We start from the raw sequence: 21632 nt of genomic DNA on the forward strand, positions 1-21632 counted from the left end.
ACCTCACCGCAAGCCCTTCGTCCCCTTCCGCTCCAGAGCGGGAGGTTTCCGCCCTCCCAACCCCTTCCGGGCCGCACGCTTCGACATCATACACTTATACCCATTATGCGCGCTGAATAACGAGGAGGAGGCCGGCAACCCTTTCCCCGGCGAAGGCGATGGGAGGAAAGCGGACTCCGTTGCTCATTTTCCCCTTGCGGCGGAGGGAGTAGAGTGGGCATCTCCCACTGCCTCTCCTGCTGTCCTATAATGAAGGTGGCACGGATGGAAGGAGTTTCCTGCTGCGGAGAAGAGGGGTGTCCAGGCGTGACGGGCGGAAAGATAATGATCATCGAGGACAACCAGGTCATCGTGGAGCTCCTGGAGCGCCGCATCTCCAGGCAGGGATACAGCGTGGTCACCTGCCTGGACAGCGAGGCTGCCCTCCGTGTATGCCGGGAGGAAAAGCCTGACCTGGTCATCCTGGACATCCTCATGCCGGGGAAGAGCGGATGGGAGATTATGGAGGACCTGAAGTCCAACCCCGATACCGCCTCCATCCCCATCATCGTCTCCACGGTCAAGAACCGGCCCGAGGATGTGGAGAAAGCGCGCGAGCTGCAGGCCGCGGATTATATCGCCAAGCCCTATGTGTTCAGCGACCTCCTGGAGAGGATAGAGAGGGTCCTTGGAGGGAGAAAGGCAGGCCCTGAGGGCACTCAAGGCCCATAGCCTGCGAACCTCTCATTGCACCACCAGCGGGGGAACACCTCCGTGCGTCTCTCGCCATCCGAGCTGGAGACCATGTACACGGTTATCTCCTCTCCCACGATCTCGATGAGATTGAAGGAAGGTGGGGTGAAACCCCGCGTCCTCCAGGTGGAGGCCGTTCCCGAGGTGATCAGGTACATGCGGTCCAGGGGCCACACGTAAGGGACGTGCTTGTGGCCGTTCAGGACGATGTCCACCTTTGTCTCTCTCAACACCTGCAGGACGTCGCCCGCGTCCCAGACGATGTTCCTCTCCCTGCCCGTTCCCGGGACGTGCACCAGATGGTGGTGGAGGACGAAGACCTTGAAGGTCACTTCGGCGGAGAATTCCCTCTTGATGAAGTCATAGTTGTGGCGCCCGATCTCCCCGTCGTCCAGGTCGGCCTTGTTCGAGTCCACGCTCACCACTTCCACCTGTTCGCTCAGGTGCTTCCCGCAGGTGCCGCTGTGGGTGAAACGCATGCTCGAAGTGCGGGGTCCCAGCAGCTCCTCGAAATGCAGGTAACCCACGTTCCGGCAGTCGTGGTTCCCGGCGATGACCGTCTTGCGCGGGCATTGGATGGCGTCTATGTACTCCCTCGCCTCCTCGAACTCCTCGCGGTAGCCGTTGGCCGTGAGGTCTCCGGCCACCACCACCAGGTCGGGCTCCACGGCGTTCACGACGCGGATGCAGTTGTCCATGAGACGGGAGTCGAACCTCAGGTCCCCGCAGTGGAGGTCGGAGATCTGGGCGATGGTGAACTTCCGTTCATTCCTCATCATCCTGCCCGCCTTCCTCCCCGGTGTTCTCGCGGCGCCGTAAGCCGGAAAGACGCCGGCCCTTGCGGCGGCTTCTCCCTTTTCCTCTCCCTCGCCCACGCCCCGGGGTTTCTTCGCTGCCGTTCCGGCCTTCACCCCGCGGCTCACCGCTATCCCGTTCCTCCGGTGCCGCCCCTCCAGCCGGGGTCGCCGATTGCCCGGATGGCGAAGCGGACGATCCGTAGGGGCTTTCCCCGCACAGCTCACGAGCTACCACCACGCCGCTGAGCATCGCCCCTTCCAGGCCTCCCCCGTAGCGGCTCCACCCTCCCACCAGGTACAGGTTTGCCGGGGCGAGGCGGGGGCCGGGGCGCCGGAAATACCACTGGGTCAGCAGGGGAGCGAAACCGAAGGCCGCGCCTTGTCCGTGGGAGGCCAGCCGAGCCAGGTGGGTGGGCAGGGTGACGAACTCCTTCGTCGCCCTCTTCACCGAGGGGATCACGGAGGCCAGTTCCTCCCTGACCAGAGCGGTGAGCTCCGTGCTCAGCTCCTCGGAGTCCCGTTGGTCCTCGAAGGCGTGGAAGCACGTCGCCGGGATGTTGGCCCGGACCATGAGCACGCAGGCGTTCCTCGAGGGGTCGGTGTGCGCTTCCCGGGAGAGGATGAGGGAATCGATCTCCACGAAGCTGTCGCCGGTTCGCACCCGTCGCGGACGGGTGGGGAAGAGGAACACGCGGTCCGGGATGCGCAGTTCCTCCTCGAAGATGAGGTGCAGGAGGAAGGCGGAATGTGAAGGTCTGAGCTTTTCCATCTCCCGCAGAAAGTCGGTTCCAAAGGCAGAGGAGGGCATGATTCCTCCCGCTGCCCTGCGGGGGTCCACGTCCAGGACGACCACGCCGCTTCGCGCCTGGGTCCCGTCCGCAAGCCGGACCCCGATGGGCACGGACCCCGTGCCTTCCCCGCGCAGGAGTATCTCCTCCACGCCGCAGGAAGTGGTTAACCTTCCGCCCCCCTGGCGCACCTTTTCCGCCAGCGCGTTCACGAGTCCGGACATGTGCGACGCGGGATAGTGGATGCCGTCTATGAAAAGGGAGACCAGGAGGCGCGCCCCCTCGTAAGCGGGGAAGGTGGAGGGCTCGCCTCCCAGGATGGCGGACAGCCTTCCCAGGAGATCCACCAGGCGTTCGTCATCGAGGTAACCCTCGAGCATCTCCCGGAAGGAGAGGTTCTGCCAGTGCGCGGATAGGGGATGGCGGATGAACTGTTCGTGGTAATCCTCGATGTTGGAGGGTAGGGGGGAGGAGAGGTAGTCGGAACGGTCTCTCCATTCGCCCCGGAAGCGCCGAAGGTCAGAGAAGAGACGCTGCAGCCCGGCTCTGCAGGTGGGGAATTTCTTGGATAATTTTTCCATATCCTGTTCAGCCCCCAGGCCGAGGCGCAGGGCCATCCTCCCATTGGCTATACCCCAGGAGAGACGGCGCATGGGGACCATCCCCTCCAGGTCGAGCCTCCGGAGCAGGGCGTGGAGGACCCCGCCTTCCCCGGCGCCCAGGAGCACCGTGGGGCCGGAGTTCAGGGGGAAGCCCTCCCACTCGTAGGTCTGCGAGTATCCTCCCGGAAGCCTTCCCCTCTCCGCCACCAGCACCTTCATGCCCGCTTGGGAAAGGAGGGAAGCGCAGGCCAGCCCTCCCACGCCCGAACCAACGACCACGGCGTCGAACTCGTTGGCGGCGCGGGTGGTGCCCGGGGTGAGAAGAGGCGGCTTCCATCTGGGCGACAGAGGCCCCTTTTCCACCAGCTTCGCCTCCATCCGCTTGGGGAGGAAGGCCACGACAGCCGGGGTGGCCAAAATGCCCAGCCCGAAGAGGGCGGCGGCGGTAGTGGAGGAGACCAGGAGGGCGGTGGATGCGCGCAAAGCCAGCATGCTCACCAGGCAGACGGCCAGCCCGGACAGGAAGAGGGCATCCCAGGCCAGGGTCACCACCCGGAAGGCGCGGCGCAGGATGGGGCTGCGGCGCATGCTCTCGGGGTAATCCAGCTCCAGGAGGGAGGCCGGGAAGAGCGTGCCCTCCAGCGCCCCGTAGCCAGCCATGATGCAGAGGGTGGCGAAGCCGCCCGCCAGGAGGTTGGGGAGGCGTTTGGTGATGGTATCCCCCAGGGCAGGGACGGCGGCGGCGGCCACGGCGAAGAAGAGCAGGGAGAAGGCGGAGAGTATGTTGAACCGGTGTCCGCGGGGAAGGAGCAAAAGCACCGACAGGGAGAGGGCCAGGCCGGCCGCGGCTCCCCACAGCGCCATCTCCAGGCGGCAGAGCACGGCGAAGGCCAGCCAGGCAGTCATTGCCAGGGAGAAGAGAAGAAGGGACTTCTTCCTCAATCGAATCCTCCCATGTCATTCAGGAACTTTTTGCCTCATCCGGCTCTTCATCCTCGCCCCTCCACGCCCGTGAGGGTTCGAGGACCGGCCTCGGCCGGATCACCTATCCGCTTGTCGCCGTCCCCTTGCCGCGTGGAGGCGGTACGGCGAGGTATCATCCTCGCGAATTCGCCCCAAGCCGCGCCGTTCCGCATCCCACCGCGTTCCCCTGACCGCCGGCGCGGCCCCTTTACGCCCCTTCGAGGGGCCAAAGGGTCATGGATAATATACCCCAAGGCGGTGACGCTTTCCTTCCGTGGAGGCTGCCGGCCCGTGGATAGATCAGTCTTCCTCGCGCCGTCCTTCCCTGAGGATAGTGCGGGGGATCTCCCGCAGGAGCTGGAGGGAGAGGGCGGAGGAGAGGAGGAAGACGGCGAGTCCGCAGAGGGCCAGTGCCGGTTCGGGACGGATGGCGACGAAGGCCAGCCACATGCAAGCACCTAGGACCAGGACAAACAGTGTCCCAAAGACGGAGACGGCGAGCCCGAACCTCTCATCCAGCTCGCGGGCCACTTCATCGAGCTCTTCCCGGGAGCGGGGCTCCCCGTCTTCCAGGGTGCGGGACAGGGCGGAGCGCAGCCTCTCGGGACCGAGGATGAGGGCACGCCGACGGAAGTTGAGGGCGTAGAGGAGCAGGAGCACGCCCAATGTGGCAAAGAATGCCAGGACAAACAAAGCGACATCCACCGCCGGCCCCTTCCCCCAAGGGCGCCGGGATGACCGGTCCGCTTTCCCGGCGCCACCGCCGTCCCACCCGGCTCGAGAACGCGTGGCATGCCCCGGTTGCCTCCCCTCCGGGTGCGGTGTATGGAAATATCACATACATGGATATCATATTCTCGCCGCCCTCTGGCGCCAACCCTACGCCTGGCGGTCGCCCTGCGTGCGGCTGCTGCCGTCGAGGAGCCGTTCCCCGGCCGCCACTTGCCTGCCGGACTACGAGAACCGTTCCCGCGCGCCCCGGTTGGCCTCACCCCTAACCGTCACCGCCTTTTCGCAGTGTTGCGGGAGGAGGGCATCATCTTTGCCTCTGGCCGCGGCGAGGTTTGAAAAGCGCCCTCCCGTCTGGTAAGAAAAGGGATATGCGGCGCCGAAGGGGAGGGCGGAGTGAGACCGCCCGTGGGAGCCGCGAGACGCAAACCCGGTTTCAGGCGAGGGAACAGGAGGAGACCATGCCCGACGGCATACTTTCCAAGACGCAGGCGGAGGTGGCCCTGGACCTGGTGCGCAGCTACCTGGAGTTCGCCGGCGAGGAGGAACGCGAAAAATACCGGGACGCCGATTCCTATTTTCAGCTCTTCGAGAGGGCTTACCGCCTGATTATAGAGGTGGCCGAGAAGGGAAAACCGCCTACCGGCTTCATCAAGTCCTGAACTTGCCTCCTCCGGCCTCCGGGTCAAGCTTGCTCGGCCGCCTCCACGAGCCTCCTGCCCAGCTTTCCCTTCCCCAGCTCCACCTCCATCTGCTTTATCTGCTCGGAGATGACCTTCTTGAGGAACTGGAAGACGGCGAAGCGGACCAGCTGCTGGAGCATGGAGCGCTCCTTCTTTCTCGACCGCTTGGCGGCCTTTCCCTTCGCCTTCGCCTTGCGCTCCTTCTCCTGCTGCGCCTTGAGCTTGGCGCGGGCTTTCAGGATCTTCTCTACCTTGCGCTTCTGCCTCCAGCGGTTCAGGAGCAGGAGAACCGCCAGGCCGCCGGCCACCATCCCCCACTTCTGCAGCTGCTTCTGGACCTCCGCTTCCTCCACCAATTTCTACCTCCTTCCCCTAACCGGTCCATCTTTTCGTATTATAGACCCTTTGGGCGACGGTCCTTCCCCGGCCCGCTCCGGCCGGGTTTCCCCGCTCGCGGTTGACGCCCCGGAATGCCGCGATTATCTTTAGGTAGCGATTCCCCGGCGGCCGTTGGAAGGTCGTGGTTTCCGGCCGGGAGCCCGGGTGGTCACGGGCGTGATAGTTGCTCCCGCAGCGCTGAGGCCAGGGCCGCGGTTGCGGGCCGGAGGCTCGGCGGTCTGGAGGCGCGCCGCCCGGCGGAGCTCCCGGCGCTGGGGGGCCGGGGACAGGCGCGGAATGCTCCCAGCGAGAGAGAAGGCGTGGAAGGCGCGAGAGGTGGCGGACAGGGAGAGATCGTGGCTCAAGGAGCTGGCCCGCCCGGCATGGGGGGACTGGACTTCCTTTCCGGGCATGTGGCTTCTCCTCGCGGCTTCCGTCCTGCCCCTGGTGTTTCTCAGCCAGTTTCTGGTAACTTATGCCTCCACCACGCTCTTCTTGCTCCTGCTCCTCGTGGGATACGCGGTGTGCTTCTGCCTGCACTTCGTCTTCTGGTGTATGGCGGCCCTGCTTTATGCGGGGAGGGTCCCCGGGGATGTGTGGGAGGAGAGTGAGGGAGGCGGCGGAAAGAAGGGGTCGTTCCGGCGGGCATACCGTCGTCTGCTCGAATCCTCGCGTCCGGTCTTCTTCACCGGCCTCACCTGGGGAGTCATAGCCGTCATGGCCAACATGGTCGCCCAGATGGTGCTGGGCATAGTCCTCAGCCTCTTCCTGGCCGGGGGGGCCAACGTGGGGAGCCTGGTGGTGATCTCCACCTTGCAGTTCTTCTACCTGGGGTACTTCGCGGCGGACCTCGCCCTGGTGCTGGTGGTGACCGCGCCGCAGGTCGTCACCATAGGCGGGGGCCGGAAGGTGGATGAGACGCTGCGCGCCGCCTACCGCCTGGTGAGGCCCAGGTACGGAGAGGCGCTCAAGCTCATGCTCCTTCCGGAGTTCGCCGTGCGTACCCTGATGCTGGGGCTATACTTCCTCCTCGCCCTCCTCCGGAGGCCGGTCCCAGCGTCTCTGATCTTTCTCCTGTGCATGTCCCTCCTTGAGGGCGGGAAGACCGCCTTTCTGGCCGCGGCTTTCAACCGCTTCTTCTTCCGGTCCGTGGAGGAGGAGAAGAAGCGCAGGGCGGCGGAGAGGAAGAAGAAGGGGAAGAAGTAACCGAGTGCCTGTATCTCCGACCGCTCCGCGGACTCCCCGCCGTGCTCGGAGGGGGAGAGCTCCCCGATCCTTCTCGCCGCTGCAACCCGCGCCGTGTCCGGTACTGCCGCCCCGCCTTTATCTTGCAGCCGCAACTTCAGGTTGAGCAGGGGCAGGGTGGTCCGCTCCCGCGGGTGCCCCTCGTGTTCGGGAGCGCGAGGCGGCCTTCCCCCCTGTGATCATGCCGCCGGCGCGCTTGCCCCCAAACACCTGGCGGTCGAGGCCTTTGACGGTACATGCCCTGCGGGCTTTTCCCTACAGGCCCTCCTCATGCTCCGGGAGCACGAAGTACTTCACGCCGCGCGCGTACCTTTTGAGTTCCCCGCGGAAGTCGGGATGGGCGATGCTTATCAGCTCCCGCGCCCTCTCCCGCAGGCTTCTCCCCTTGAGGTTGACCACCCCGTATTCGGTGGCCACGTACATGACGTCGGTGCGGGTGAGGGTCACCGCCGCCCCCGGCCGCAGCTGGGGCACTATCTTGGACACCGTCTCCCCGGTCTCCCGGTCCTTCGCCGTGGAGTGGAGGGCGATGAAGGCCTTCCCGCCCCGAGACATCCAGGCCCCCCGGGTGAAGTCCACCTGGCCCCCCGTGGCCGTGTATTGGTAGGGACCGAAGGACTCCGAGCAGCACTGGCCGGTGAGGTCTATCTCCAGGGTGGAGTTGATGGCCACCATGCGGTCGTTCTTGGCCACGTTGTAGGGGTCGTTGTTGTAGCTGATGGGGGTGAAGCAGATCATGGGGTTGTCGTCCAGCCAGGAATAGAGGGCGCTGGAACCCGCGGCGAAGAAGGCGTTGAACTGGTAGGGATGAAAGGTCTTTTTCGTGTTGTCCAGCACTCCGGCCTCGAAGAGCTTCATGATGGCGTCGGGTATCATCTCCGTGTAGCATCCCAGATGGTGCCGGTCGTGCTCGATGAGGCATTCCCCGATGGCGTTGGGCACCGCGCCGATGCCCAGCTGGATGGTGGCCCCGTCCTCGATGTGCTCCACGATGTTCTCCGCGATCTGGCGGTCGATGTCCGTGGCCGGTTCCGGCGGGAGGTCGAAGACCGGGTGGTGGTTCTCCACGATGGCGCTCACCTGGCTGATGTGGTAGAAATTGCGCCCGTGCACCCTCGGCTGGTACTGGTTGACCTCCAGGACCAGTTCGTCCACCTTGTCCACCACGTCCAGGAAATTCCCGGAGACCCCGCAACTGAAGTAGCCGTTCTTGTCCATGGGACCGCACTGGGTGAATATCTTGCGGTAACCCCGGTATTCGGAGGCCAGGCGGGGGAGCTCCGAGAAATGGAACGGGGTGTGCACGCTTATGCCCTCCCGCAGGGATTCGCGGTCCAGGGGAGTGGCGTAGAAGTTGTCGAAGAGGATGTTTCGCGTGAGCTCCATCTTGAGGACCTTGTAGGTGGGGGCCAGGAGGATGAGTCCCCCGAAGACCACGTCCCTTAGCTCCTCCGCCCGGTCGAAAAGGGCGTTGAGGAGCGCGTCGGGGGTACAGGAACCGCTCCCGCAGAAGATGCGGTCCCCGTCCTTGACCGTCTTGGCCACCTCCTCGGGGGTGGTCAGCTTCCTCTTGTACTCCTCTTCCCACTTGTTCATCCCTGTCCCTCCTCTGCTGCCACTCCGGCCCTCTCCGGGCCGGTGCGGGAAGCGGGCCCCATTACCGGAGACGGTTTCCGGTCCCCGTCCCGCCTGCTTCCTGTGAACCGCGACGCTTGCCGAGATCCACCCGACGGATTCCCTTAGGATACCCGAACCGCATGATGCCAGACGGCTTCCCGTGGAATGATCCCCGCCCGACGGCTTCCGATAGCATGATCACAATCTTCGGAAAAATCGTGAAGTATTGATTATCACTAAATGACTATTTTATTTCCTTCTTTACATGCTTACAAGGGTGACTTCCGGGATGGCAGGGTGTTCTCCCAACCTCTTCAACCCTGGAAACGGCTAACGAGACGCTCCGACACCGCGAGATTGCAGGGGTCACGGCATGATGCTTTCCGCTTATCGGGGATAGGGAGGCGAGCACGGGGCAATCGCCGTCCCCGGGAACACGCCGCCGGGCGGAGATGCGTCCCCCGGTCTTGGGGCGCGACAAGGGGAGCGGCATGGCTCCGTGGGATGTGAGTTGGACCCACACACATAAGAACCCCCTCCGGCGGCCATCGGGCGCTCCGGGAGGGGGCAGACCCAGGTTGTCCTCAGTTGAGGAGCGGCTCCACGTGGTTCTTTATCTTGACTTTTATGCGGCAGAGGGCGTTGTCCACTACCTTGGTGTCCCGGTTTATCTCCTCGGCGATCTCCTTGTAGCTCTTCCCCTCCAGGTAGGAGACCAGCACCTTCCACTCCAGCCCGCTCAGCTTCTCCTTGAGGATATGGATCACGCGGGTCACCTCGTCCTCGAAGATGAAGAGCTCCAGCGGGTCTTCCACCTTGGTGTTCAGGCCGCTACCGGCGTAATAGACGTACTCCCCTCCCTCGTCGAAGGCTTGGGCCTCCAGCGGGCGGTAGCAGCTCAGCGGGTTGTGCTTCTTGCGGGTGTGGGTCTTCACGGCGGTGATTATCTGCCGGGTGATGCACAGGACGGCAAAGGAGCGGAAGGAGCAGATGTCGTTGAACTTGTAGTCGCGGATCGCTTTGTACAGGCCTATCATCCCCTCCTGGATGGTGTCGTCGTGCTCCGCCCCGTCCAGGAAGTAAGACTTGGCCTTGACGTGCACCAGGTACTGGTACTTGTTGAGGAGATAGGCCTCCGCCTGGGAGTCCCCACGCCTTATACAGGCGATGAGGTCCTCGTCGCTCATCTCGTCGTAGGAGACCTCGAGGAAATACGGTCTGTGGCGTTCCTTCAGCGCTGTGGACCTGGTTTTCTCCTTGACCGGCAACGGCACCCCTCCTCACATACAGCCCATATCTTGTATTTTGTTGCTAATAATAAACCATATATATTGATGATGTCAATATTTTGTGGAGATATTTTCGGGAAAATACAATATAATGTATTCAATGCGCGGGCGTGGTTGGCCTTCGATCACGGTGGAGATTTTTGATGGCTGAGGGAGGGAACGGAGAACGGGAAGCGCTCCGAGAGAGCGTCCGCCTGAAGGTCCAGGCCGACCTGGATGCCCTCCGGGAGGCGGTCTCCCGCTGTTCCCTTTGCCCGGGGCTGGGGAAAGGCATTCCCGGCCGCGGCTCTCCCGGGGCGGACATCCTCTTCCTGGCGGGAAAGCCGGGGCCGGGGGCCTCGCCCGAGGACCCGTGGGGCGGCTGGAAGGAGACCGCGCGGAAGAGCCTCGCCCTCGTGTCCGGATTATCCCGGTGCGCCATGTATTTTTCGACCGCCTTGCGCTGCGCGCCGGAGAAGGTCACTTTGGCTCAGCTCCGCCGCTGCGCCCCTTACCTCGCGGAGGAGATCCTCCTGGTGGGGCCGCGGGTGGTGGTGGTCTCCGGTAAGGTGGCCGCGGTGGCCCTGCGTATCGCCCTGGGGGACGAGGTGCCGGAGAATCCCCGGGCGGGGGACGTCATCGCCCTCTACGGCTCCCGCTTCCTCTTCCAGGTGGACGTAGCCCGCCTGGAGAGCGAACCCTGGGTCCAGAACGTATTCTGGAAGATAATGGAAAAAGTTCCTCCCCTCCTCGGATGAGGCCGCCTTCGCCTGCGGGTAGCCCCGCTGCGCAGCGCGGGGATGTGCTCCTCGCGGGTGGTGGAGCGTTTTCCCGGCCCTGAGAACGGCCGTGCTCCACTGAACCCTTGAAGAGGGGCCCTGGGTTGGTGCGCAGCGATCTTTCACCTCTGGACAACGGCGACCGGCGGGGAGAGCGAGGATCGAGACGGTTTCTGCCGATCCTAAAAACGTCCGCCAGGCGCCGCTTTGGTTTCGATCGGCGCCCCCGGGCTTTAGGGGGTTGGGGGGAGAGCCTCTCATCCTGGCAAGGCAAGCAGATCGACGCAACAAGGGGGGATCTCATAAGCGATCGATCCTGTACGATTGGCGATGCGCCCGAGTTGTTGAACAACGGATGGCCTTCTGTTTTAATCTAGATGAGGGGGTCTTGATGGTGCGGGGGTGCCAGGTCATGTCGGTCGGCGTTTGAGGAAAGGGTGATTGTTGTGCAGGCTGAAGCCGCCTCCCGGTTGCGCCAGGCGATGGACAAGTACGCCAGGCTCTTCCGCGTCCGCACTATGTTCATCTACCTCTTTCCCATGACCCTGGGCTTCGCCGCCGCCGCCGAGGGAGGGGGAGACGCCCCCGGCTACCGGGTGGCCCTGGCCTTCCTGGCCTTCCTCTGCGGCTCCTTCTTCTCCAGCACGCTCAACTTCTACGCCGACGTGGAGTCCGACCGCCTGCACAACGACATGTACAAAGGAGACCTCCACATGTCCGACCAGCCTTTCGTCACCGGGGAGATGGGGAAGCTGGAGACGGCGGCGGTCTTCCTCCTCACCGCTGCGGGATGCGTGGTCCTCTCCCTCCTGGCGGGGAGGGAGTTCGCCTGGTTCATGATCGGTTCCGTGGCCATCCTAGGCGTCCTCTATTCCCATCCCTGGTTCCGCTTCAAGAACAAGCCGGTCCTGGACATCGTGACCAACGCCACCGGGGCCTGCGTCCTGCTCACCGCCGGATGGAAGCTCCTGCAGCCGGACACCTGGCCTCCCATCTGGCCCCTGGTCTACGGGTTCCTCTTCGCCTCCACCCTCTACATGCCCAGTGTGGCCAACGACGTGCCTTTCGACGCCGCGGCCGGTTTCCGGACCTCGGGGGTGGTCTTCGGGGCCGAGCGACTTCTCAAGGCCATGATCCCCATGTGCGCGCTCCTCATACCCGTGGCCGTGGTCAACTTCATCGTCCCCCAGAGCTGGACCTTCAAGCTCTTCATCGCCCTGGCCCTCCCCGGAGCCCTGGTCTTCACCGCCGGCATGCACCTCCTCTACAAGCCGCCCTTCATCCGTTTCAATGCCTCCCTCCTGGTCTATCCCATAGCCCTGCTCTGGCTCTTCTACTTCGTCTACGGGCTGCACATGGTGGTCCGCACCTGATGGCGGCCTCGCGGATGACTGCCCCGTCCCCCTGTGGAATCCACGGTGCCTGTCGCAGACGCCGTGAAGGAACGGGTCCTCCGTCGGTCATGACAGTGCCTGTTTGGCGTTGACGCATGGCCTTGCGGCAGGTGGCACAGCGGGATGAGCTTGTCGACCCTCCCGCCCCCGCTCTTCCCCCGAGATGACGGCGCGGCCTCTTTCCCGAGGCGGAAGGCATTCCCTCAGGGGTGAGGCGGGAGGGGAAGGGACGCACTTGCCCCCCAGACCGCCGAGGGTCTCCCCGTGGCCAGCTCCCGTGATCCGAGCTCCCTGGTATCCTCACCGCTACCTGGTGAACCGTGAGGCCGGGCGCCTTCCTGGATATACGGTCCCCGGGATGGGCCGGCGGCTCTGGCCGCTTCCCCCGGTTCCCGGGAGGGCGGGGACGTCTTCCGGGCGTTGTTTTTCTTGCATTCCGCACAGTACGGGTATCGGAAGCGGCTGCTGCGCTGGCGGGAACATTTTCCGGGTTCCCTTCATCCTTAAAATTGAAAATAATATTGTAATTATTCTTGACAATAATATTATCAAGATATATAGTAAAGATAGGCTTAAGTTTGATATGGAACGATGGCTGATTCCGGATGGGAAGAACCGACAGCCATCCAAGACAAAGAGTGGCGAGATAGATCACAGATAAAGGAGGAAAAGGGAAATGGCGAAGGCAGTGGGTATCGATCTGGGTACCACCAACTCCGTCGTGGCCATCCTCGAGGGTGGGGAGCCCACGGTCATCCCCAACAGCGAGGGAGGGCGTACGACACCTTCGGTGGTGGCCATATCCAAGACCGGAGAGTGGTTGGTGGGCCAGGTGGCCAAGCGTCAGGCGGTCACCAACCCGGAGAACACCGTGGTGTCCATCAAGCGCAAGATGGGGACCACGGAGAGGGTGAAGCTGGGCGACAAGGAGTACACGCCGCAGGAGATCTCGGCCAAGATCCTGCAGAAGCTCAAGGCGGACGCCGAGGACTACCTGGGCGAGAAGATCACCGACGCGGTGATCACCGTTCCCGCCTACTTCAACGACGCCCAGCGCACGGCGACCAAGGAGGCCGGGCGCATCGCCGGGCTCAACGTGCTGCGCATCATCAACGAGCCCACCGCGGCGGCCCTGGCCTACGGCTTGGACAAGGAGAACGAGCAGACAATCCTGGTCTTCGACCTGGGTGGCGGGACCTTCGACGTGTCCATCTTGGACATCGGCGAGGGCGTCTTCGAGGTCAAGGCCACCGCTGGGAACACACACCTGGGCGGCGACGACTGGGACCAGCGCATCATCGACTGGATGGCCGACGACTTCAAGGCCAAGCACGGCATCGACCTCCGCGAGGACAAGATGGCCCTGCAGCGGCTCAAGGAGGCGGCGGAGAAGGCCAAGATAGAGCTGTCCACGACCACGCAGACGAACATAAACCTGCCTTTCATCACCGCCACCCCTGAGGGGCCGCTGCACCTGGACATGACCCTGACCAGGGCGGAGTTCGAGAAGATGACCGCGGACCTGCTGGAGAAGTGCGTGGGTCCTTTTAAGCGCGCCCTGAAGGACGCCGGGCTGGAGCCCAAGGACCTGGACCACATCATACTGGTGGGCGGGGCCACGCGCATGCCCATGGTGCAGGACCTGGTGCGCAAGCTGGCCGGCGGCAAGGAGCCCCACAAGGGCATAAACCCCGATGAGGTGGTGGCCATGGGCGCCGCCATCCAGGCGGGGGTGCTCAAGGGCGAGGTCAAGGATGTCCTCCTTCTGGACGTCACCCCGCTCTCCCTGGGCATCGAGACCCTGGGTGGGGTGTTCACCAAGCTCATCGAGCGCAACACCACCATCCCCACCCGGAAGAGCGAGATCTTCACCACCGCCGCCGACGGGCAGACCAGCGTGGACATCAAGGTCTACCAGGGCGAGCGCGAGATGGCGGCCTACAACAAGCTCATCGGGAACTTCCAGCTGGTGGGCATACCGCCGGCGCCACGCGGGGTGCCGCAGATCGAGGTGACCTTCGACATCGACGCCGACGGCATCCTGCACGTCTCGGCCAAGGACCTGGCCACCGGCAACGAGCAGAAGATCACCATCACCGCCTCCAGCGGGCTCACGGAGGAGGAGATACAGCGCATGATCAAGGACGCCGAGGCCCACGCCGAGGAGGACCGGCGCCGGCGCGAGGAGGCGGAGGTGCGCAACAACGCGGACAGCCTGGTGTACACCACCGAGAAGTCCCTGCGCGAGCTGGGGGACCAGGTGTCGCCCGATGACCGCAAGGCCATCGAGAAGGCCCTCGAGGACGTGAAGGAGGCCCTCAAGGGCTCGGACGTCGACGACATCCGCCGCAAGACGGAGATCCTCATGCAGGCCTCCTACAAGCTGGCCGAGCACATGTACGCCCAGGCCAAGGCCGAGGGTGCCCGCACGGCGCCCGAGGGCGACGGGAGCTACGGAGCGACCGAGGAGGCCGAGGGCGAGGTGATCGACGAGGCGGATTACGAGGAGATGTAAACGTAGGGCTCAAGGCCGCCGCGGCGGTCTTGGCATAGATTACCAGGAAAGGGGTGAGGCATATGGCTATCGTCAGGTGGGATCCATTCCGGGACCTGATGAACCTGCAGGACGAGGTGAACCGTCTCTTCCGCCGCAGTTTCTTCAGGGGACTGGAGCCTGCTTCGGAGACCGTGGCCACTTGGGCGCCCGCCATCGACATGTATGAGACCGACGACAAGCTGGTGGTCGAGGCGGAGCTGCCCGGGCTGGACGCCAAGGACGTGGAGATCTCCCTGGAGGACGACATCCTCCGCATCAAGGGGGAGCGCAAGTTCACCTCCGAGGTCAAGGAGGAGAACTACCACCGCATCGAGCGGGCCTACGGTCTCTTCGAGCGCACCATTCCCCTGCCGCGGAAGGTGGCCGAGGACAAGGTGACGGCCACCGTCTCCGACGGGGTGCTCAAGATAGAGCTGCCCAAGGCGGAAGAGGCCAAGCCCAAGAAGATCCCCATCAAGGTGGAGGGGAAGTGAGCCTCAAGGGAGGCGACTCCTTCCTGCTTGGTCCCGCGAGGGGGCTGGCCGCACGACCAGCCCCCTCCATAAAGGACCGGGCATCGGGAAGAGGTGAAGGTGGATGATGGACGAGACCAGGAAAGACGGGACCAGAGAGGAAAAGGAAGAGCTCCAGGAGAGGGTAGAGGCCGGGGCGCACCCCGGACCCTCCGGATCGGGAACGGGCTCCGTCAAGGATGAGGCGGAGGACCCGCGCGAGAAGAGGCGGCGGGAGCTCCACCGCATGACCAAGAAGGAGCTCGAAGAAGCCTATTTGGACCTGGAGGAGAGAGTGGGGGAGGCGCAGGCCAAGGCCCGCGAGTACCTGGAGGATGCGCAGCGCCAGAAGGCGGAGCTGGATAACTACCGGAAGCGCATGATCCGGGAGCAGACCCGTATCGTGGAGCAGGCCAACCGCCATCTCATCGCCGGGTTGCTTCCGGTTATAGATAACCTGGAGAAGGCCCTGGAGGCCTGTCCGGATCGGGAGGACTCCCTGGCCGTCGGGGTGCGCATGGTATACCAGCAGCTGATGGACATCCTCAAGAAGGAGGGGCTGGAGGAGATAAACCCCCACGGCCATCCCTTCGACCCCGCCGAGTGCGAAGCGGTGATGACCGTGGTCAGCGACGACCACGAGGACGAGACGGTGGTCGAGGTGCATCAGAAGGGTTACCGCTATAAGGGGAGCCTGCTCCGTCCGGCGCGGGCCACGGTGAGCAAGTGCAAATAGGAAATGGGGGTCGCCTGTCGGCCCTTCGACCGGACGGGGGCGGGATGAGGAAACGCCCATCCGGTTCGCGAAGGAAGGGACCGCGCGGGAGGGTCCGTGCGGGAAGGGTTAAGGGCGGGAGAGCCCGTTTGAGGGCGGAAACCCCCTTAAAGAGGGGAGGACCGTAACCCTTTGGACGAAGCGGCCCCTGAGGCAGAGGCGAGGTAAGGTGGACGGCTACAAGGATTATTACCAGATTCTGGGAGTAAGCAAGAACGCGTCCGAGAAGGAGATAAAGGACGCTTACCGCCGCCTGGCCCGGAAGTACCATCCCGACGCCAACCCGGGGAACAAGGACGCCGAGGAGAAGTTCAAGGAGATAAACGAGGCCTACGAGGTCCTCTCCAACCCGGAGAAGCGCCGCCAGTACGATTCCGGCGCCATGTTCATGGGGGCGGGAGGCCCGGGGCCGGGGTTCGGCTTCGACTTCGGGACCTTCGGGTCGCGGCCGGGCGCCCGCACCTACACCTATACCGGGAACCTGGAGGACCTGGGCGACCTCGGCGACCTCTTCAACCTCTTCACCGGGATGGGCGCGGGCAGGAGGCGGGAGACCAGGAAGGGAAGGGACATCACCGCCGACGTGACCATCTCCTTCGAGGACGCCATACACGGCGTGACCGTGCCGTTGACGTTGAGCGGCAGGAGCGCCTGCCCCACCTGCCGGGGGAGCGGTGCCAAACCGGGGACCCTGCCCAAGACCTGCCCCACCTGCGGAGGGCGGGGGACGGTCTCCCAGAACCAGGGGTTCTTCGCCTTTTCACGCCCCTGCCCGAACTGCGGCGGGCGGGGGACGGTCATCGAGAACCCCTGCCCCACTTGCCGGGGCACGGGCGCGGTGGAGTCCACGCGTAGCATCAAGGTGAAGATCCCGGCGGGCATAAACGACGGCGGCAAGGTCCGTTTTCCGGGAAAGGGGGAGGCGGGACCCCTGGGCGGCCCGCCCGGGGACCTGTACGTCAACGTGCACGTCAGGCCGCACAAGTACTTCAAGAGGAAGGACGCGGACATCCTCCTGGACCTTCCCCTGACCTTCGCCGAGGCGGCGTTGGGGACCACGGTGGAAGTCCCCACCATCAACGGGAGGGTCAAGCTGAAGATACCGGCCGGGACCTCGGACGGGAAGAAGTTCCGGCTGCGGGGGAAGGGCGCGCCCCGTCCCAAGGGGAAGGGGCACGGGGACATGATCGTCACCGCCCGCGTGGTGGTGCCCCAGAAGCTCAGCTCCAAGGAGAAGGAGCTCATCCAGAAACTCAAGGAGCTGGAGAAGGAGAACCCCCGCGCCTTCCTGGAAGCGTAGGTGAGGTGGCATGAAGGAGAGAAGGAAGAAGACCGGGAACCCGGAGGCGGGTGCGGAGAGGGCCGGCGGGGAGACCCGTGGTAGGTCCGACGAGCCCCTCTACGTCATCAGCGTGGCCGCGAGGCTGGCGGACGTGCACCCGCAGACCCTGCGCATCTACGAGCGCAAGGGGCTGCTCAGCCCGGCGCGGGTGCGCAACCGCAGGCGCTATTCCGAGGCGGACATCGAGCAGTGCCGGCTCATACAGGAGCTCACCCAGGATATGGGCATCAACCTGGCAGGGGTGAAGATGATCCTTGACCTGCAGCGCAGCCTGGAGGTAATGCGCGGGCGTATCCGGGCCCTTGAGGAGGAGCTGGAGGAGGCCCGCAGGGAGATGGAGGAGCGGGTGCGCATGGTGCGGGAGAGCTTCCGTAACGACATCGTGCCCGTTCCCCGCGGGGAGCTCATGCTGCCCCGCCAGGCCAATCCCTTCCTGGGGACCTGGGCCCGCCGTGGTCCCGAGGAGCGATAAAGGGAAAGCGGGACACCCCGCTTTCGCGAGCGGACAAAGTGAACGATCCCCACGTCCGGGGGTTGACATATAGGCCCCGTCCCGGGGCCCGCGATGAGAGGACTATCCCGCGAGGGATGAGGATATACACGGGAGAGGCCGAGAGCCGGCCTCCGGCCCCGGCCGCGGGAAAGGAATGCTCCCCGCTTCGGGGGTTGATATATACCGGCCCCGTCCCGGGGCCCGCGATGAGAGGACTATCCCGCGAGGGATGAGGATATACACGGGAGAGGCCGAGAGCCGGCCTCCGGCCCCGGCCGCAGTAAAGGAATGCTCCCCGCTTCGGGGGTTGATATATACCGGCCCCTTCCCGGGGCCCGCGATGAGAGGACTATCCCGCGAGGGATGAACATAGAACGGCGCTAGCCGTAAGAGGAGGTAGGTAGGATGATAAGCCTGGACAAGTTGACCATAAAGGCGCGCGAGGCCCTGGCCGACGCGCAGCGGCTGGCCGGGGAGCGCCACCACCAGTTCATCGAGCCGGAGCACTTGCTCCTGGCCCTGCTGCGCCAGGAGGGCGGCACCGTGCCCTCCCTCCTGGAGAAGATAGGGGAGGACCCGGCGGCGCTATCCGCAGCGGCGGCTTCCTCCCTGGAAAAGATTCCCAGAGTGACCGGTGCCGTGGGCGCGGTGCAGATCTCGCCGCGCACGGCGGCCGTCCTGGAGTCCGCCCTCTCCGAGGCGGACAAGCTTAAAGACGAGTACATCTCCACCGAGCACCTCTTCCTGGCCATCTCCGAGGAGAAGAGGGGCGACGCGGGCGACATCCTCCGCCGGCGGGGCATCGACCGCGACCGCATCCTCCAGGCCATGAGCGAGGTGCGGGGCAGCCAGCGCATCACCGACCCCGAGGCGGAGGAGCGCTTTCAGGCCCTGGAGCGCTTCGGGCGTGACCTCACGGACCTGGCCCGGCGGGGTAAGCTGGACCCGGTGATCGGGCGGGACGCGGAGATACGCCGCGTCATGCAGGTGCTCTCCCGCCGCACCAAGAACAACCCGGTGCTCATCGGCGAGCCGGGCACCGGCAAGACGGCCATCGTGGAGGGCCTTGCCCAGCGCATCGTGGCCGGTGACGTCCCGGAGGGGCTCAAGAACAAGCGCCTCATCGCCCTGGACCTCGGGGCCCTGGTGGCCGGGACCAAGTACCGCGGGGAGTTCGAGGACCGGCTAAAGGCGGTGCTCAAGGAGATAACCGACGCCGAGGGCCAGATCATCCTCTTCATCGACGAGCTGCATACCCTGGTGGGTGCCGGCGCGGCGGAGGGAGCGGTGGACGCCTCCAACATGCTCAAGCCCGCTCTGGCACGCGGGGAGCTGCGCTGCATCGGCGCCACCACCCTCGATGAGTACCGCAAGCACGTGGAGAAAGACGCCGCCCTGGAGCGTCGCTTCCAGCCCATCTACGTGGGGGAGCCTAACGTGGAGGACACCATCGCCATCCTGCGCGGCCTGAAGGAGCGCTATGAGGTGCATCACGGCGTGCGCATCCAGGACTCGGCCCTGGTGGCGGCAGCGGTGCTCTCCGACCGCTACATCTCCGACCGCTTCCTCCCGGACAAGGCCATCGACCTGGTGGACGAGGCGGCCTCCCGCCTGCGCATCGAGATCGACTCCATGCCCACGGAGATCGACGAGGTGGAGCGGCGCATCAAGCAGCTGGAGATCGAGCGCCAGGCCTTGAAGAAGGAGAAGGACAAGGCGTCCCGCGAGCGGCTGGAGAAGCTGGAGGCGGAACTCGCCGAGCTCAAGGAGAAGAGCGCGGAGATGAAGGCCCACTGGCAGGCGGAGAAGGAGTGCATCACCCGCATACGCGAGCTCAAGGAGCGCCTGGAGCAGATCCGCATCGAGGAGCAGCGCGCCGAGCGCGAGGGCGACCTGGAGAAGGCGGCCCGCCTGCGCTACGGCGAGGCGGTGGAGGCGCAGAAGGCCCTGGACGAGGAGAACCGCCGCCTGCAGGAGCTGCAGAAGGACCGCAAGATGCTCAAGGAGGAGGTGGACGAGGAGGACATCGCCGAGGTGGTTTCTGCCTGGACGGGCATCCCGGTGTCCAAGCTCCTGGAGGGCGAGGTGCAAAAGCTCATCCACATGGAGGAGCGCCTGCGCCGCCGCGTGGTGGGCCAGGACGAGGCCCTGGAAAAAGTATCCAACGCCATCCGCCGCGCCCGCGCCGGTCTGCAGGACCCCAACCGCCCCATCGGGTCCTTCCTCTTCCTGGGGCCCACCGGGGTGGGGAAGACGGAGCTGGCCCGCGCCCTGGCCGAGTTCCTCTTCGACGACGAGCGGGCCATGGTGCGCCTGGACATGAGCGAGTACATGGAGCGGCACACCGTCTCCCGGCTCATCGGCGCGCCTCCCGGATACGTGGGCTACGAGGAGGGCGGGCAGCTCACCGAGGCGGTGCGGCGCAGGCCCTACAGCGTCATCCTCCTGGACGAGATCGAGAAGGCGCATTCCGACGTCTTCAACGTCCTGCTCCAGATCCTGGACGACGGCCGGCTGACCGACGGGCAGGGGCGCACCGTGGACTTCAAGAACACGGTGATCATCATGACCTCCAACCTGGGGAGCCACTACTTCCAGGATATGGCGGTGAAGGACCGCGACCAGGTGCGGGAGATGGTCCTTGAGACCCTCAAGGCCCACTTCCGCCCCGAGTTCCTCAACCGCCTGGACGAGATAATCGTCTTCAACCCCCTGGGGATGGAGGAGATCAAAAAGATCGTGGACATCCAGGTGGAGTACTTGCGCCGGAGGCTGGCCGACCGCAAGCTGGACATCCGGATCACCGAGCGGGCCAAGGAGGTCTTGGCCTCGGAGGGCTTCGACCCCGACTACGGTGCGCGGCCCCTGAAGCGGGTCATCCAGCGCCAGATACAGGACCGCCTGGCGGTCAGGCTCCTGGAGGGCGAGTTCAAGGAGGGCGACCTCATCGAGGTGGACGTGGACTCCGAGGGCGAGTTCACCTTCACCCGCGTCGGCGAGTCGGTCTACGCCGAGGCTTGAGCAGCCGTCAGGGGTCGTGAGATCGGCCGACGCTTGCGCGGTTGACAAAAAAGAGATCCGCCGGCTGTTGGTGACAACGGTGCCGAGCCCGCTCGGCGGCTCTGCTTGCGGACCGGCGACGTGTGCATAAAAATAAATATAGGGAGCGAATCGAAGGCCAAAAGGCCCTCCCCCTGCCGGAGGGGGAGGGCCTCCCCATTGCCGGGGATGCGCCGGGATCTTTCCGCGTCACGCGGGTCGTGCCTCTCTTTCTACGCGTCGCGAACCCAAAGCTCCAGGATGGGTGATGGGCGCGAGGCCGGGCTTGCCGGTTTCCGGCTCTCTCTTCTCGATGCAAGCCCCACCGACCGTCACGCTTCGTCCGCCTTTTGGGCCGTGGCGCAGGTGGTCGGCGCGTGTTCACGCGCTCAGAGCGCCTTCACCTCCACGCGGAGGGTCTCCCTCTCGTCCACCTCCCAGTCCACGGAGGAGTCCATGCCCAAGGCCCTCTCGAAGGTCCCCTGTAGCATCCCCACGAGGAGCAGCTGCATGCAGGAGTTATCCAGGCGCATGGAGGCACCGTCTTCGCCCACCCGGAGCTCCCGCAGGTTCCCCAGCCCGCGCAGCGCGAACTGCGTGCGCAGCTCGTCCAATCCCGAGGAGAGGTCGATGGGGGCGAACCCTTCCCTGGTGAAGCGCCTCTGCGCGTCCACCACCAACCTGGGCACTTCCTCTCCCAGCTCCCATTCCAGAGATTTAAGGGGTCAGGTCTTGAATCGTGATACCCTTGGGGGTATTCAGGTCCTTGAGTGTCCTGATGCCAAGTCCTAAACCTAACGTCTGCCCCGGTCAAATTCACACTTCAAGCTTGACCCCTTAAGGGGTTATTCCCCGGGAGTCGTGGCCAACCGCCCAGGAGCCACCGGCCGCAGGCCTCCAGTAAACGGCGCGTTCACAGATCACCATCCCGTCCCGGCAGGAGACCTTGGTGGAGACGTC

The 21632-nt window shown here is 64.7% G+C and carries 18 protein-coding genes; 11 read left to right on the top strand and 7 right to left on the bottom strand.

The features are described 5' to 3' along the window. Positions 1 to 264: 264 nt before the first annotated feature. Positions 265 to 711, top strand: a complete 447-nt coding sequence (locus tag H7007_RS09340) for a response regulator (RefSeq protein WP_287154962.1) — start codon at positions 265 to 267, stop codon at positions 709 to 711. On the opposite strand, the gene H7007_RS09345 is transcribed toward H7007_RS09340, so the two are convergent. The 3 genes from H7007_RS09345 to H7007_RS09355 form a co-directional block, all read right to left on the bottom strand. Then, positions 699 to 1511 carry a metallophosphoesterase family protein gene (locus H7007_RS09345; protein WP_287154963.1) on the bottom strand — a complete coding sequence of 271 codons (813 nt, stop codon included), beginning with the start codon at positions 1509 to 1511 and terminating at the stop codon, positions 699 to 701. The genes H7007_RS09340 and H7007_RS09345 overlap by 13 nt on opposite strands. Beyond that, on the bottom strand, positions 1498 to 3861 hold the full coding sequence (locus H7007_RS09350) for a phytoene desaturase family protein (RefSeq protein ID WP_287154965.1): 2364 nt from the start codon (positions 3859 to 3861) through the stop codon (positions 1498 to 1500). Before H7007_RS09350 ends, H7007_RS09345 begins: the two co-directional genes overlap by 14 nt. A 321-nt stretch (positions 3862 to 4182) precedes the next feature. Beyond that, positions 4183 to 4587 carry a hypothetical protein gene (locus H7007_RS09355; protein WP_287154966.1) on the bottom strand — a complete coding sequence of 135 codons (405 nt, stop codon included), beginning with the start codon at positions 4585 to 4587 and terminating at the stop codon, positions 4183 to 4185. 485 nt (positions 4588 to 5072) lie between these two features. On the opposite strand from H7007_RS09355, the gene H7007_RS09360 reads away from it, so the two are divergent. Next, on the top strand, positions 5073 to 5273 hold the full coding sequence (locus H7007_RS09360; RefSeq protein WP_287154967.1) for a hypothetical protein: 201 nt from the start codon (positions 5073 to 5075) through the stop codon (positions 5271 to 5273). 23 nt (positions 5274 to 5296) lie between these two features. On the opposite strand, the gene H7007_RS09365 is transcribed toward H7007_RS09360, so the two are convergent. Continuing rightward, on the bottom strand, positions 5297 to 5650 hold the full coding sequence (locus H7007_RS09365) for a hypothetical protein (protein WP_287154968.1): 354 nt from the start codon (positions 5648 to 5650) through the stop codon (positions 5297 to 5299). A gap of 358 nt (positions 5651 to 6008) precedes the next feature. Between H7007_RS09365 and H7007_RS09370 the strand changes: the two genes are divergently transcribed. Further along, entirely contained in the window at positions 6009 to 6878 is an 870-nt protein-coding gene (locus H7007_RS09370) for a hypothetical protein (RefSeq protein ID WP_287154969.1), read from the top strand. A 294-nt stretch (positions 6879 to 7172) separates the two neighbouring features. On the opposite strand, the gene H7007_RS09375 is transcribed toward H7007_RS09370, so the two are convergent. Together H7007_RS09375 and sigH are read right to left on the bottom strand one after the other, a co-directional pair. Beyond that, entirely contained in the window at positions 7173 to 8513 is a 1341-nt protein-coding gene (locus H7007_RS09375; protein ID WP_287154970.1) for an acetyl-CoA hydrolase/transferase family protein, read from the bottom strand. Between the two features lie 605 nt (positions 8514 to 9118). Further along, positions 9119 to 9802, bottom strand: a complete 684-nt coding sequence (gene sigH, locus H7007_RS09380) for an RNA polymerase sporulation sigma factor SigH (protein ID WP_287154971.1) — start codon at positions 9800 to 9802, stop codon at positions 9119 to 9121. Between the two features lie 164 nt (positions 9803 to 9966). Between sigH and H7007_RS09385 the strand changes: the two genes are divergently transcribed. The 8 genes from H7007_RS09385 (at position 9967) to clpB (ending at position 20654) form a co-directional block, all read left to right on the top strand. Next, the gene (locus H7007_RS09385; RefSeq protein WP_287154972.1) at positions 9967 to 10560 is read left to right on the top strand and encodes a uracil-DNA glycosylase family protein; all 594 of its coding nucleotides are present in this window, start codon (positions 9967 to 9969) and stop codon (positions 10558 to 10560) included. A gap of 467 nt (positions 10561 to 11027) precedes the next feature. After that, a complete protein-coding gene (locus H7007_RS09390; protein WP_287154973.1) occupies positions 11028 to 11954 on the top strand; it encodes a UbiA family prenyltransferase in 927 nt (308 codons plus the stop codon). Between the two features lie 697 nt (positions 11955 to 12651). After that, complete coding sequence (gene dnaK, locus H7007_RS09395; RefSeq protein WP_287154974.1) at positions 12652 to 14490, top strand: molecular chaperone DnaK; 1839 nt, start codon at positions 12652 to 12654, stop codon at positions 14488 to 14490. A 62-nt stretch (positions 14491 to 14552) separates the two neighbouring features. After that, positions 14553 to 15005 carry an Hsp20/alpha crystallin family protein gene (locus H7007_RS09400; RefSeq protein WP_287154975.1) on the top strand — a complete coding sequence of 151 codons (453 nt, stop codon included), beginning with the start codon at positions 14553 to 14555 and terminating at the stop codon, positions 15003 to 15005. A 103-nt stretch (positions 15006 to 15108) separates the two neighbouring features. Continuing rightward, positions 15109 to 15759 carry a nucleotide exchange factor GrpE gene (locus H7007_RS09405; RefSeq protein ID WP_287154976.1) on the top strand — a complete coding sequence of 217 codons (651 nt, stop codon included), beginning with the start codon at positions 15109 to 15111 and terminating at the stop codon, positions 15757 to 15759. Between the two features lie 208 nt (positions 15760 to 15967). Further along, entirely contained in the window at positions 15968 to 17098 is a 1131-nt protein-coding gene (gene dnaJ, locus H7007_RS09410; protein WP_287154978.1) for a molecular chaperone DnaJ, read from the top strand. Between the two features lie 10 nt (positions 17099 to 17108). Then, positions 17109 to 17612 (top strand): heat shock protein transcriptional repressor HspR, encoded by a 504-nt coding sequence (locus H7007_RS09415; RefSeq protein ID WP_287154979.1) that lies wholly within the window; start codon positions 17109 to 17111, stop codon positions 17610 to 17612. 426 nt (positions 17613 to 18038) lie between these two features. Continuing rightward, a complete protein-coding gene (clpB, locus tag H7007_RS09420; RefSeq protein ID WP_287154980.1) occupies positions 18039 to 20654 on the top strand; it encodes an ATP-dependent chaperone ClpB in 2616 nt (871 codons plus the stop codon). Between the two features lie 407 nt (positions 20655 to 21061). Here clpB and H7007_RS09425 read toward each other — a convergent pair whose 3' ends face one another. Then, positions 21062 to 21361 (bottom strand): hypothetical protein, encoded by a 300-nt coding sequence (locus H7007_RS09425; RefSeq protein ID WP_287154981.1) that lies wholly within the window; start codon positions 21359 to 21361, stop codon positions 21062 to 21064. Positions 21362 to 21632 lie beyond the last annotated feature (271 nt).

It is taken from the genome of Candidatus Solincola tengchongensis (assembly GCF_015711935.1).
Taxonomy (GTDB): domain Bacteria; phylum Actinomycetota; class Geothermincolia; order Geothermincolales; family RBG-13-55-18; genus Solincola_A; species Solincola_A tengchongensis.